Genomic DNA, 13,192 nt, shown 5'->3' on the forward strand with positions numbered 1-13,192 from the left:
GCATCAAAAAGCCTTGCACAGCCATTTCGTTTCCAAACCGACACACTCTGCCCTCCCTACCCCATATTCATGAATAAAAAGCGATACAAGGCCGTCTGAAAAAATGTTTTTGGCACAAAATATCGTTCACTCCGTCATCTCGGCTTTTTAACACCGTATTTTCCCTTTGATTGATAAAAAGTATTACGCATATTATTGGGCAAACTTTTTATTTACGTTAAAATGTGCTTTTTTTTGATAATAAGGTCGTCTGAAAAAGACGGAAACTAATTATGGCTGAACAACATACACACGCTTCCACCTGGAAGAGCAAAATCAATGCTCTCGGCCCGGGTATCATGATGGCTTCGGCGGCAGTCGGCGGCTCGCACCTGATTGCCTCCACGCAGGCAGGCGCACTTTACGGCTGGCAGCTTGCGCTGATCATTATTCTGACCAATCTGTTCAAATACCCGTTTTTTCGTTTCAGCGCACATTACACGCTTGACACGGGCAAAAGCCTGATTGAGGGCTATGCCGAAAAAAGCCGCGTTTATTTGTGGGTATTTTTGATTTTATGTATTGCATCAGCAACGATTAATGCCGGTGCAGTCGCCATCGTTACCGCCGCCATCGTCAAAATGGCGATCCCGTCGCTGACTTTCGATGCCGGCATGGTGTCCGTCATGATTATGGTTTCCTGCCTGCTGATTTTGGCAAGTGGCCGCTATAAAGCATTGGACAACGTTTCCAAAATCATCATCGTCAGCCTGACCATCGCCACCGTCGCCGCAGCAGCCGTGGCCATGTCTCGCGGCATGCAGATGAAACCCGACTTTATCGAGCCTACCCCGTGGACACTGGCAGGCTTGGGCTTCCTCATCGCGCTGATGGGCTGGATGCCTGCACCGATTGAAATTTCCGCCATCAACTCTTTGTGGGTTACTGAAAAACAACGCATCAACCCTTCCAGCTACCGCGACGGCATTTTTGACTTCAACGTCGGCTACATTACCAGCGCGATTTTGGCGGTCGTTTTCCTCGCCTTGGGTGCATATGTACAATACGGCAACGGCGAGGAAGTGCAAATGGCGGGCGGCAAATATGTTGGCCAACTGATTAATATGTACGCCGTGACCATCGGCGACTGGTCTCGTCCATTAGTGGCATTTATTGCTTTCGCCTGCATGTACGGCACCACCATTACCGTAGTGGACGGCTACGCACGCGCGATTGCCGAACCGGTACGCCTGCTGCGCGGTAAAGACAAAACCGGCAACGTCGAACTGTTTGCTTGGAACGTCTGGGTCGCAGGCTCAGGCTTGGCCGTGATTTTCTGGTTCAACAGCGCGATGGCAGAGCTGCTCAAATTCGCCATGATTACCGCCTTCGTTGCCGCCCCTGTGTTCGCTTGGCTGAACTACCGCCTCGTCAAAGGCGACAAACGTCACAAACTGACGATGGGCATGAACTTCCTCGCCATTATCGGTTTGATTTATTTGACCGGCTTTACCGTTTTGTTCCTGCTGAACCAAACAGGCATCTTGGCTGCGCCTAAATAAGCCCATATAAAAAAGGCCGTCTGAAACTTAAAAACAGGTTTCAGACGGCCTTTCTAATCAATCATATCTTTTTGAATTTTCATTCAAACCCATTATAATGACTCCTTATTTCGCCGTTGCAGACCACCCGACGGCATCCGTATTTTGGAAAATTTATGAAGCCGTCTATCTTAGAAAAACTACAACAACTCAGCGACCGACTGGAAGAAGTCACTCACCTGCTCGGACAGCCTGAAGCCACGTCCGACATGGACAACTACCGCAAACTCACACGCGAACACGCCGAACTGACCCCCGTGGTCGAAGTGTTCCAAAACTATCAGCTGGCGCAAAGCGACTTGGCGGATGCCGAAGAAATGCTGTCCGACCCTGAAATGAAAGACTTTGCCGCCGAAGAAATCGAAGCGGCCAAAGCCAAAATCGACGAACTCGATACCGAATTGCAAAAACTCTTGCTGCCCAAAGATGCCGACGACGACAAAAACATCTTCATCGAAGTGCGCGCTGGTACCGGCGGCGACGAAGCCGCGCTGTTTGCAGGCGATTTGCTGCGCATGTACAGCCGCTACGCCGAACGCAACCGCTGGCAGGTTGAGATCGTTTCCGCCAACGAAAGCGAATTGGGCGGTTATAAAGAAGTCATCGCCCGCATTATCGGCTTGGGCGCGTACAGCCGTCTGAAATTTGAATCCGGCGGTCACCGCGTGCAACGCGTCCCTGCCACTGAAAGCCAAGGCCGTATCCATACCTCCGCCTGCACCGTCGCCGTCATGCCTGAAGCGGACGAACTCGAAGACATCGAATTGAACCCCGCCGACCTGCGCATCGATACCTTCCGCGCATCCGGTGCCGGCGGTCAGCACATCAACAAAACTGACTCCGCCGTCCGCATTACCCACTTGCCGACAGGTATGGTGGTCGAATGCCAAGACGGCCGCAGCCAACACGCTAACAAGGCGCAGGCGATGAAAGTCCTCGCCGCCCGCTTAAACGATGCACAAAAACGCGAAGCCCAAGCCAAAGAAGCCGCCGAACGCAAATCCCTAATCGGCAGCGGCGACCGCAGCGAACGCATCCGCACCTACAACTACCCACAAGGCCGCGTGACCGACCACCGCATCAACCTTACCCTGCACAAACTGGATTTTGTGATGGACGGCGATTTAGAAGAAATCACCAATGCCCTGATTGCCGAGCATCAAGCCGAGCTTTTGGCGGCAATGGGGGATTGATGGATTTGGTCCATTGCGTTTATACTTTTCAGACGGCCTGATGACATATGTCAATATGGCTGTGTATATGTTATCCCAAAGTGATAAAATGCAGCACCAGCTGCGCCACAGCAACACCCTTCTACAATCACCGAAAGAGAGGACACAAAATGGCAAAAATCCTGATCGCACCGGTATCTACCGGCCTGAGCGTCGATGCAGCGGCAAAAGCATTCGCAGCGGCATTAAATGCGCAAGTTTTCCAAGCCGTTGACTCCACTACAGAAGCCCTGTTGGCTCAAGGCAAGAGCGACGACTGGTTTGACGCGCTTGTCGGTAAAGTTGCAGCATTGAATGCAGATAACCTCGTTATCGAAGGCATTACTCCTGATGCAGACAAATTGTTCTTGGCAGGCAAAAACGTTGAATTGGCACTGTCTTTGGACGCAGGCGTTGTCTTGGCGCTAAAATCCGACAATACCGACGCAGCCGCCGTCACCCAACAATTAAACCTCGCCAAACAGCTCTACACCAACGCCCCGGGCTTATTGGAAGGCTTTATCATTGACGGCGCAGCCGCAGCTTTGGGCGCACAAGTTGCCGAGCAAACCGGCCTGACTTTCTTCGGCTCCAGCGACAAACTGCAAGACGTATCCGCTTTGGCCAAACGCGAAGCCAAACGCCTGTCTCCAGCCCAATTCCGTTACAACCTGATCGATTTCGCACGCAAAGCTGATATGCGCATCGTCCTGCCTGAAGGCGCAGAACCACGCACCGTCGCCGCTGCCGCTATCTGTCACGAAAAAGGCATCGCCCGTTGCGTACTGTTGGCTACCCGCGAAGAAGTTGAAGCCGTAGCGAAAGAACGCGGCATCTCCCTGCCTGATTCTTTGGAAATCATCGATCCTGCTTCTTTGGTTGAGCAATACGTCGAGCCAATGTGCGAATTGCGCAAATCCAAAGGCCTGACTCCTGAAGATGCACGCAAACAGCTGCAAGATACCGTCGTACTCGGCACCATGATGATGGCTCAAAACGACGTAGACGGTTTGGTTTCCGGCGCAGTCCACACTACTGCCAACACCATCCGTCCTGCCCTGCAACTGATTAAAACCGCTCCGGGTGCAAGCCTCGTATCCAGCGTATTCTTCATGTTGCTGCCTAACCAAGTTTTGGCATTCGGCGACTGCGCGGTTAATCCAAACCCAACGCCTGAACAACTGGCCGACATCGCCATCCAATCTGCCGACAGCGCCAAAGCCTTTGGTATCGATCCAAAAGTGGCCATGATTTCCTACTCTACCATCAACTCAGGCAGCGGCCCTGATGTCGATGCAGTGATCGAAGCCACCAAACTGGCGAAAGAGAAACGCCCTGATTTGGCTATCGAAGGTCCGTTGCAATACGATGCCGCTACCGTTCCATCTATCGGCAAATCCAAAGCTCCGGGTAGCGCTGTTGCCGGTCAAGCAACCGTTTTGGTTTTCCCAGACCTCAATACCGGCAACTGTACTTACAAAGCCGTACAACGCAGCGCCAACGTCCTGAGCGTAGGCCCGTTGTTGCAAGGTTTGCGCAAACCGGTTAACGACTTGTCCCGCGGCGCATTGATTGAAGACATCGTCTTCACCATCGCCCTGACTGCCGTTCAAGCCAAACAAATGCAAGGCTGATTGACAAGCTGATGCTTTGAAATCAAAGGCCGTCTGAAACCGATGTTTCAGACGGCCTTTCGTATCTTTGCGCCAACTATATTATAATTCGCCATTATTTTCTGAAAGACTGCCCCAATGACTGCCTACCAGCAACAACTAGCCGACAAAAAGCAATATCTTCAGCAACTTTTCCAAGGACTGGATTTCCCTGAAATCGAAGTCTTTGAATCTCCGGAACAGCATTACAGAATGCGTGCCGAGTTCCGTATCTGGCATGAGGGCGGCGAAATGTTTTACGCTATGTTTGAGCGTGGACAAAAGGCAAGCGGGACAAGCCTGATCCGTTGCGACCAATTTCCTGCCGCGTCCGAATCCATCAATGCCTTGATGCCGAAATTGATTGAAGCCGCATCCAATCATCCCGAACTGAAAAACCGCTGGTACGCCGTCGAATTTTTGTCCACTTTAAGCGGCGAAATGCTGGTAACCATGATTTACCACAAGAAGCTGAACGAAGCATGGCAACAAGCTGCGCAAGAGCTGGCGCACAATTTGGGCATCCACATTATCGGCCGCAGCCGCGGACAAAAAATCGTATTGAGCCAAGATTTTGTAACCGAAGCGTTGAAAGTCAACGGCAAGACCTTCCGCTACCGTCAAATCGAGGGCAGCTTTACCCAACCCAATGCCCAAGTGTGCCAAAAAATGCTGACTTGGGCGTGTGATGCTGCGCAAAACTTAGGCAAAGACATGCTTGAGTTGTACTGCGGCAACGGCAATTTCACCCTGCCGCTTTCGCAACATTTCAATCAGGTTCTAGCAACCGAAGTTTCCAAAACTTCCGTCAATGCCGCCCAATGGAATATTGAAGCCAACCAAATTACCAATCTCAAAATCGCCCGCCTGTCTGCGGAAGAATTTACCGAAGCCTACACGCAAAACCGTGAATTCCGCCGCCTGCAAGAACAAGGCATCGACTTGAAAAACTATGATTTTTCAACTATTTTCGTTGATCCTCCACGCGCCGGTGTTGATGATGAGACGCTCAAATTAGTTGCCCGATTCGACAACGTCCTCTATATTTCCTGCAACCCTGAAACCCTGCGCGCCAACCTCGACACGCTCTGTCAAACCCATACTATCGAACGCGCCGCCCTGTTCGACCAATTCCCATTTACCCACCATATCGAAAGCGGCGTTTGGTTGAAGAAAAAATAAAACCATACAAAAAGGCCGTCTGAATGTTCAGACGGCCTTTAATTAACGGCATATTAAACGATTTTCAAATCAATCCGCTTCCAAAACCACTTTCATGGCTTGGTTTTCAGCAGCATGCTTGAATACATCGTAAGCTTTTTCCAATTCGCTGAATTTGAAATGGTGTGTCATCATTTTGGAGTAATCCACTGAGCTGCTGGAAATAGCTTTCATCAGCATTTCGATGGTATTGGCGTTAACCAGGCCGGTAGTGATGGCAAGGTTTTTAATCCACAGTTTTTCTAGTTTGAAATCAACGGATTGACCATGTACACCAACCACGGCAATATGGCCGCCGGGTTTCACGATGTCTTGGCACATATTCCAAGTCGCAGGGATACCGACTGCTTCGATGGCGCAATCTACGCCGTCTTCGCCAACGATGGCGACAACTTGCTTGCTCACATCGCCTGAAGCAGGGTTGATGGTATGGGTCGCGCCCAATTCTTTCGCCAGTTTCAAGCGGTTTTCGTCCATATCGCAAACGATGATGGCGGCAGGGCTATACAGTTGCGCAGTCAGCAACGCAGACATACCAACAGGGCCGGCACCGGCGATGAATACGGTATCACCAGGTTTCACATCACCATATTGCACACCGATTTCGTGGGCGGTCGGCAAGGCATCGCTCAACAGCAGGGCAACTTCTTCGTTGACGTTGTCAGGCAGCGGAACCAAGCTGTTGTCGGCATAAGGCGTACGGACATATTCGGCCTGAGTACCGTCAATCATATAGCCCAAGATCCAACCGCCGTTGCGGCAGTGTGAATAAAGTTGGATTTTACAGTTGTCGCAAGTACAGCATTTGCTGACACATGAAATAATGACTTTATCACCGACTTTGATGTTTTTTACAGCATCGCCGACTTCTTCTACAATACCGATGCCCTCATGACCGAGAATACGACCATCGGCAACTTCAGGGTTTTTACCCTTCCAAATACCCAAGTCAGTACCGCAAATCGTGGTTTTAACGATTTTGACGACTGCATCGGTCGGATCGATAATTTGAGGGAGAGGTTTTTCTTCGAAACGAATGTCGTTTGCGCCATGATAAACCATTGCTTTCATGTGAATCTCCTTGAACGGTTAATAAATTTTAACAATACAACGTAAATCCACGTTAACTATATTTATATACCCCTACATCAGATAAGTCAATTCTGATTATTATTTCATATTTTATAGTGTAACATATTGTTTTAAAAATAAATAATTAAAAAGCAAATATTAATGAACACACCCACATCCTTCGCACAACGACTCATCGATTGGCAGCGCCAACACGGCCGCCACAACCTGCCTTGGCAGGTCAAAGACCCTTATTCCGTCTGGCTTTCAGAAATCATGCTCCAACAAACGCAGGTTGCTACCGTATTGGACTACTATCCGCGTTTCTTAGCCAAATTCCCAAGCGTGCAATCGCTTGCCGCTGCGCCGCAAGACGAGGTTTTATCCTTGTGGGCAGGCTTGGGCTATTACAGCCGCGCACGCAACCTGCACAAAGCAGCGCAACAAGTCGTCGGACAATTCGGCGGTATCTTTCCGCCCGAACGCAAAGACTTGGAAACGCTCTGCGGCGTAGGCAGAAGTACTGCCGCCGCCATTTCTGCCTTTGCTTTCAACCGACGCGAAACCATCTTGGACGGCAACGTCAAACGCGTTCTCTGCCGTGTCTTTGCCCAAGACGGCAATCCGCAAGATAAGAAATTTGAAAACTCGCTTTGGACGCTTGCCGAAAGCCTGCTGCCGTCTGAAAACGTCGATATGCCTGCCTATACACAAGGACTGATGGATTTGGGCGCAACCGTCTGCAAACGGACAAAACCTTTGTGCCATCAATGTCCTATGGCAGACATCTGTGAAGCAAAAAAACAAAACCGCATTGACGAACTGCCCCGCAAAAAAACTGCTCCCGAAGTGCAAACCCTACCGCTTTACTGGCTGATTATTCATCACACTGATGGCGCATTATTGCTTGAAAAACGCACTGCCAAAGGCATTTGGGGCGGTCTGTATTGCGTACCCTGTTTTGAAAAATTAGACGATTTGTATGCTTACGCCAAACGCTTCGGCATTGTTTCAGACGGCCTTGAAGAACAAACCACGTTTACCCACCGCCTGACCCACCGCTTATTGATGATTACCCCTTTTCAGACGCAACAAAGGCCGTCTGAACATCTTTCAGACGGCCTTTGGGTATCAGCGAAACATTTGGCGGATTATGGTTTGCCCAAACCTTTAATCAAGTATTTGGCAAAAGGCTAAACCGCCCTATTCCACAATCTCTTTAAATACAACTTCTTTCCCGCCGCGAATCAGCACGGCAAACCCATCGCCAATCTGCCAACGCGAGCTTGGATTGGCGTACTCTACGCCCTGACTGCGCAAGCGGACTTGCACCAGTTTCTCAACTGTATTGCCTTCACGCAGCTCAACCATCATCGGGCTGTGGCTGTTGATATAAATTGCAGTAATCGTCCGACCTTGTACGGATTGATAACGGACAGAATACGTCTGCGCCTGTGCAATGACCGGTAACGGCGCGTCTGGACGCACGGCCTTATACGAACCGCACGCAGCGCACAAACTCACGCACAAAGCGCAGATGATTTTGTTCAACATAGGCATAGATTAGTAATGGTGATGCGGAATCTCGCCATCAAGACGGTAATAAGTGCCGCAATACGGGCATTCAATCTCGCTGTTGGACTGAATCGGCAAGAACACGCGCGGATGGCCGTTCCATGTTTCATGATTAGGGCCGGAGCAATGCAGCGGCAAATCCTGCGGTTTGATGACTACAACGTTTTTTTCAGACTGTGTACTCATGGTTTGGTTCCTCACTATGTTTTCTTATCTTCCGATATTGTAAAGCAAAACGGCCGGTAGGTTCAGACTGAAAACATTATATAATCACTTTTTTCAGACGGCCTTTGATGATTATGACTATCCTGCTCCGCCTTCAAGATTTCAATACTTCCGATTCCGCTTCATTTCTTTATACACTCAGCGCAGCCTATTTGGACCACACCGAACAGGCAGGCGATGAGGAAATGTCCGGCCTCAACGACGAACAGCATACATTGACCGCCCTTTGCTACCTCGACAGCCAAGTTCAAGAAGGCGGCTTCGTACAGCTTATCGCTTCAGGATACGGAGAATACATCTTTGGCAATCCGGTTGCCGACAGCCTGCGCCGCTGGCGCATCAAACCGATACCGAAAATCTTAGACAAAGCCAAAGCCCTGTACGAAAAACACGGCGAAGCCATTGAAAAAATGGCAGACGAGCAAAGGGATTTCGACGAAATCCGCAAAACTTTTCCCGATTTTGAAGAGCTTGACGGCGATTATTATGACGTTGCCGACGAAGACTTGGAAACCGCAGCAGCCTACGTTCAGGCAAATTGGGATAAATTTGCCAAACTGTCAGACTGAAACCATAAAACTTTGCCGGTTTGAATCATCTGTTCAAACCGGCAAAATCATCAATACATCGAATTAACGTTTGTTTTTCTGATAAATCGGCATCACTTCAGGCAACATTTTGCGGATTGCATTGATACGCGCCTGATTGGTCGGGTGGGTCGACAAAATAGACAATGAGCTGCCGCCCTGTACTTTGTTCATTTTTTCCCACACGCTTACCGCAGCCTCAGGGTTGTAGCCTGCTTCAGCCATCAAACGTACACCGCCGGCATCAGCTTCGCTTTCCTGATGGCGTGAGAACGGTTTGGTTGCCAATAAATCTGCACCCAAGCCGACCAAATCACCATCCACACCGGTTGAGCTGGCCAAAATCGAACCACCCAAGCCGGTCAATACTTGTCCGCCCAAAGCTTTTTTACTGTGTTCCAACAGAGCATGGGTCATTTCATGGCCGACAACGGCGGCAATTTCATCATCAGTCAGCTTCAATTTCTCTACTATGCCGGTGTACACGGCCATTTTACCGCCCGGCATTGCCCATGCGTTCATTTCATCACTGCGGATAACGTTCATCTGCCAGTTGAAAGGCACGCCGGTTTTGTTGGCGCGCTCAGCATGAGGACGCAGACGTGCAAACACGCGTTGAACGCGTTGAGCAGTTGGAGATGAAACATCCAAAGCTTTTTGACCACGCGCTTTTTGGATGACTTGTGAGTAACTTTTAGCCGCGTCTTCATTCAAAGTCGCAGTATCGTAGCCAACCATATCCGCTACAGAAGTACAGCCGGTCAACGCCAAAATCACGCCCATGCCGGCCCAATATTTTTTATTCCATTTTTTCAACATGTTTTCTCTCTGTGTTTTTAAGTTAATGTAACGACATTGTACCCAAATTTAATACACTTTACACAAAAGGCCGTCTGAACGGTTTCAGACGGCCTTTAAGCGTAATATTTAAGAACGGCGCTGCAACATCCAAGACTCAATCTTACGCGCATCGTTCACTCGGGTTGTAGAAGACGGAGAGTTGAGCAATACAATGGTAATCGGCTGATTCTGTACATTGGCCTTAACCACCATAGAACGTCCTGCCTCGCGGATATAGCCGGTTTTCTGCAATTCGATATTCCAGTTGCCCTCACGCACCAAGGCATTGGAGTTTTTGTAGTTTTGACGACCGTTTGCCGTCCAAACCGAGCCGTAATTTGAAGTCGAATTTTTGCGGATCAGAGGATATTTGCTGGCTGCCGCAACCATGCGGTTCAAATCACGCGCAGTTGAAACGTTTTGGAAATTCAAACCGGTAGGCTCATAGAAACGGCTGCTGGTCATACCCAGGCTTTGCGCTTTGGCATTCATTGCCGCAACAAACGCGCTCATACCGCCCGGATAAGTACGGCCCAACGCATGAGTAGCACGGTTTTCACTGCTCATCAGGCTCAGGTGCAACAGTTCGCCGCGTGTCAGCGTCGTGCCGATGCTCAAACGGCTGCCCGTACCTTTCAAACGGTCGATTTCAGCCTCGGTAATCGTGATAGGCTCGTTCATATCCAGATGCGCATCCAACACCACCATCGCGCTCATCAATTTGGAAATAGAGGCAATCGGCATGACACGATCAGGGTTTTTCTGATACAGCACTTCACCGGTTTTATTATTGAAAATCAAAGCAGATTGCGAAGAAAGCAGAGGGCCTGCCAAAGCGGCTTGAGCTTCGACTTGGTCGGCATGACTCAACGCAAAAGCTTCCATCGGGTCATTTTGCACTGGGAAATTTTGCTCCAAAAATTGTCCCAATACATCCATATCATCGGCAACGGCAGGCGCGGAAGCAAAAGCCAATGCCACACCTGTCCATACCATTCCTAAAGTTTTATAGAATTTCATATCTGCCAATTCAAAAAATACATTTAATTCAACATTCTGTTAAATTTTTCTCTAATTGTAAAGCGAGTTGAGAAAACTTTGCGTTTGTTTGCGAGATATTCAAATCCAGCGCCCTCATCTGTTTCTTAGACGACACGGCGCAATGCCTGCTCTGATTTGAAAAAACACAAGATAGTCATTATACTTAGGCTCCTTTGTCAGAGGCATTCCCTCAATCCGGCAATCTGCCCGAAATATCTGTTCCCCCTTTACAACACAGCCTCCATACAACCATACGAAGAAATTATTATGTCTGAAGAAAAACGCACCTGTTCATTCTGCGGGAAGTCCGAAAACGACGTTAAAAATCTGATCGAAGGCGAACACGCCTTCATCTGCAACGAATGTGTAGAAACTTGCGGCATGATGCTGCAAGACAACGAATCCGGCAAAATTGAAAACGAGCTTGCCAAAGCGAACGAAGAAAACGCCGAGAAAAAACTGCCTACCCCGGCCGAAATCGTTGCCAACCTCAACGACCACGTTATCGGTCAGGAACACGCAAAAAAAGCATTGGCAGTATCGGTTTACAACCACTACAAACGCCTGCGCCATCCAAAAGCAGACGGCAAAGTCGAATTGTCAAAATCCAATATTCTGCTGATCGGCCCTACCGGCTCAGGTAAAACCCTGTTGGCGCAATCTTTGGCGCGCAAACTGGATGTCCCTTTTGTTATGGCGGATGCCACAACCTTGACCGAAGCCGGTTATGTCGGTGAAGACGTCGAACAAATCATCACCAAACTTTTGGGCAAATGTGATTTTGACGTTGAAAAAGCCCAGCGTGGCATCGTTTATATTGATGAAATCGATAAAATCTCACGTAAAAGCGACAATCCGTCCATTACGCGCGACGTATCCGGCGAAGGCGTGCAACAAGCCTTGCTGAAACTGATTGAAGGCACGGTAGCCAGCGTTCCCCCTCAAGGTGGCCGCAAACATCCGAACCAAGAATTCATCAACGTTGACACCACCAACATCCTCTTTATCTGCGGCGGTGCATTTGCCGGCTTGGAAAAAGTCATCCGCCAACGTACTGAAAAAGGCGGTATCGGCTTTGGTGCTGCGGTACACAGCAAAGATGAAAACGCCGATATTTCAGCTCTGTTTGAAACAGTTGAGCCTGAAGACTTGATTAAATTCGGTTTGATTCCCGAGCTTATCGGCCGTCTGCCTGTGATTGCCACACTGGCAGAATTGGACGAAGATGCTTTGGTCAACATTTTGACCGAACCGAAAAACGCCTTGGTCAAACAATACCAAACCTTGTTTGAAATGGAAGATGTCGGCCTTGAGTTTGAAGAAGACGCTTTGCGCAGCATTGCCAAACTGGCGATGGAACGCAAAACCGGTGCGCGCGGTCTGCGCTCTATCGTCGAACGCTGTCTCTTGGACACCATGTACGCCCTACCAGATTTGAAAGACGTAGCCAAAGTTGTCATCAATAAAGAGGTGGTGGAAAAAGGCGAACAGCCAAAACTTTTCCGCGAAGACGGCAGCGAATATAAGCAATAAGGTTTATTCTCCGAAAAAGACGTGTACCCGTTACACGTCTTTTTTATTTTCTTAATAAAACCAAAACCATATTTTCTAATAATGTCCTTATACATAAAAAACAAAGGCCGTCTGAAACATATTCAGACGGCTTTTGTTTTCAAGTTGCTCTAAGTCTGCCTTCATCCGGAGTATTGATGATGGTGACTTCCTTGAATTTTATGAAGCTTATTTTTTTGCTTTCTTAACAGCTTTTTTAGCAGGAGCAGCTTTGGCGGCAGGCTCAGAAGCCGCAGCTTCAGGAGCAGCAGTTTCAGGAGCAGCTACCGGCTCAGATGCAGCAGGCTCGGAGGCAGCTGATTCAGCCGTACGTTGATAGCCTTTGCCTTTCATGCAAGCATCAAACACAGCGCGGTCAGCATTTTCACCAGATGCTTGTTGGCATTGAGTCATTGCTTCTTCAACAGTGATGCGTGGCGCTGCCGCTTCTTCAGGTTTGGAAGAAGAACAAGCTGCCAACATCAGGCTACCAGTTGCAAGAGCGATCAATAAAGTTTTCATAATTGTATATTCCTAAATTTTGATTTTATGGTTTACCGTTAAACGGGAGATACAGGCCAAAAAACAAGCTCTGTACCCCAATATTGAGTACATGAGTACAATTTAGTTTCATTTCA

The 13,192-nt window shown here is 48.9% G+C and carries 13 protein-coding genes; 7 read left to right on the forward strand and 6 right to left on the reverse strand.

The features are described 5' to 3' along the window. Window positions 1-272: 272 nt before the first annotated feature. The 4 genes from ACTHS4_RS01005 to trmA all read left to right on the forward strand — a co-directional run bounded on the left by ACTHS4_RS01005 (window position 273) and on the right by trmA (window position 5,625). A complete protein-coding gene (locus ACTHS4_RS01005; protein WP_049344377.1) occupies window positions 273-1,541 on the forward strand; it encodes an Nramp family divalent metal transporter in 1,269 nt (422 codons plus the stop codon). A 155-nt stretch (window positions 1,542-1,696) separates the two neighbouring features. Next, window positions 1,697-2,773: a peptide chain release factor 1 gene (prfA, locus tag ACTHS4_RS01010; protein ID WP_049329850.1), complete on the forward strand. Its 1,077-nt coding sequence runs from the start codon at window positions 1,697-1,699 to the stop codon at window positions 2,771-2,773. 149 nt (window positions 2,774-2,922) lie between these two features. Next, window positions 2,923-4,425 (forward strand): phosphate acetyltransferase, encoded by a 1,503-nt coding sequence (gene pta, locus ACTHS4_RS01015; RefSeq protein WP_070826562.1) that lies wholly within the window; start codon window positions 2,923-2,925, stop codon window positions 4,423-4,425. A gap of 117 nt (window positions 4,426-4,542) precedes the next feature. Beyond that, the gene (trmA, locus tag ACTHS4_RS01020) at window positions 4,543-5,625 is read left to right on the forward strand and encodes a tRNA (uridine(54)-C5)-methyltransferase TrmA (protein ID WP_070826563.1); all 1,083 of its coding nucleotides are present in this window, start codon (window positions 4,543-4,545) and stop codon (window positions 5,623-5,625) included. A gap of 69 nt (window positions 5,626-5,694) precedes the next feature. Here the strand turns inward: trmA and ACTHS4_RS01025 are convergent, their stop codons facing one another. Continuing rightward, entirely contained in the window at window positions 5,695-6,735 is a 1,041-nt protein-coding gene (locus ACTHS4_RS01025) for a zinc-dependent alcohol dehydrogenase family protein (protein WP_440365387.1), read from the reverse strand. A 162-nt stretch (window positions 6,736-6,897) separates the two neighbouring features. On the opposite strand from ACTHS4_RS01025, the gene mutY reads away from it, so the two are divergent. Then, on the forward strand, window positions 6,898-7,932 hold the full coding sequence (mutY, locus tag ACTHS4_RS01030; protein WP_070826565.1) for an A/G-specific adenine glycosylase: 1,035 nt from the start codon (window positions 6,898-6,900) through the stop codon (window positions 7,930-7,932). A gap of 6 nt (window positions 7,933-7,938) precedes the next feature. Here mutY and ACTHS4_RS01035 read toward each other — a convergent pair whose 3' ends face one another. Further along, window positions 7,939-8,295, reverse strand: a complete 357-nt coding sequence (locus ACTHS4_RS01035) for a hypothetical protein (RefSeq protein WP_063067965.1) — start codon at window positions 8,293-8,295, stop codon at window positions 7,939-7,941. A 3-nt stretch (window positions 8,296-8,298) separates the two neighbouring features. Beyond that, complete coding sequence (locus ACTHS4_RS01040) at window positions 8,299-8,496, reverse strand: zinc-finger domain-containing protein (protein WP_003745781.1); 198 nt, start codon at window positions 8,494-8,496, stop codon at window positions 8,299-8,301. Window positions 8,497-8,609: 113 nt separating this feature from the next. Here ACTHS4_RS01040 and ACTHS4_RS01045 point away from each other — a divergent pair, with 113 nt between their 5' ends. Continuing rightward, complete coding sequence (locus ACTHS4_RS01045; RefSeq protein WP_070826598.1) at window positions 8,610-9,104, forward strand: DMP19 family protein; 495 nt, start codon at window positions 8,610-8,612, stop codon at window positions 9,102-9,104. 63 nt (window positions 9,105-9,167) lie between these two features. Here ACTHS4_RS01045 and ACTHS4_RS01050 read toward each other — a convergent pair whose 3' ends face one another. Both ACTHS4_RS01050 and ACTHS4_RS01055 read right to left on the reverse strand, forming a co-directional pair. Beyond that, window positions 9,168-9,941 carry a M48 family metallopeptidase gene (locus ACTHS4_RS01050; RefSeq protein ID WP_070849393.1) on the reverse strand — a complete coding sequence of 258 codons (774 nt, stop codon included), beginning with the start codon at window positions 9,939-9,941 and terminating at the stop codon, window positions 9,168-9,170. Window positions 9,942-10,049: 108 nt separating this feature from the next. Beyond that, window positions 10,050-10,958, reverse strand: coding sequence for a serine hydrolase (locus tag ACTHS4_RS01055; RefSeq protein ID WP_371460028.1), 909 nt, complete (start codon window positions 10,956-10,958; stop codon window positions 10,050-10,052). Window positions 10,959-11,270: 312 nt separating this feature from the next. On the opposite strand from ACTHS4_RS01055, the gene clpX reads away from it, so the two are divergent. Continuing rightward, complete coding sequence (gene clpX, locus ACTHS4_RS01060) at window positions 11,271-12,536, forward strand: ATP-dependent Clp protease ATP-binding subunit ClpX (RefSeq protein WP_371459985.1); 1,266 nt, start codon at window positions 11,271-11,273, stop codon at window positions 12,534-12,536. Between the two features lie 207 nt (window positions 12,537-12,743). Here clpX and ACTHS4_RS01065 read toward each other — a convergent pair whose 3' ends face one another. Then, window positions 12,744-13,076 (reverse strand): hypothetical protein, encoded by a 333-nt coding sequence (locus tag ACTHS4_RS01065; RefSeq protein WP_070826568.1) that lies wholly within the window; start codon window positions 13,074-13,076, stop codon window positions 12,744-12,746. Window positions 13,077-13,192 lie beyond the last annotated feature (116 nt).

This window comes from Neisseria sp. P0014.S009 (genome assembly GCF_051958155.1).
Lineage (GTDB): Bacteria > Pseudomonadota > Gammaproteobacteria > Burkholderiales > Neisseriaceae > Neisseria > Neisseria flavescens_C.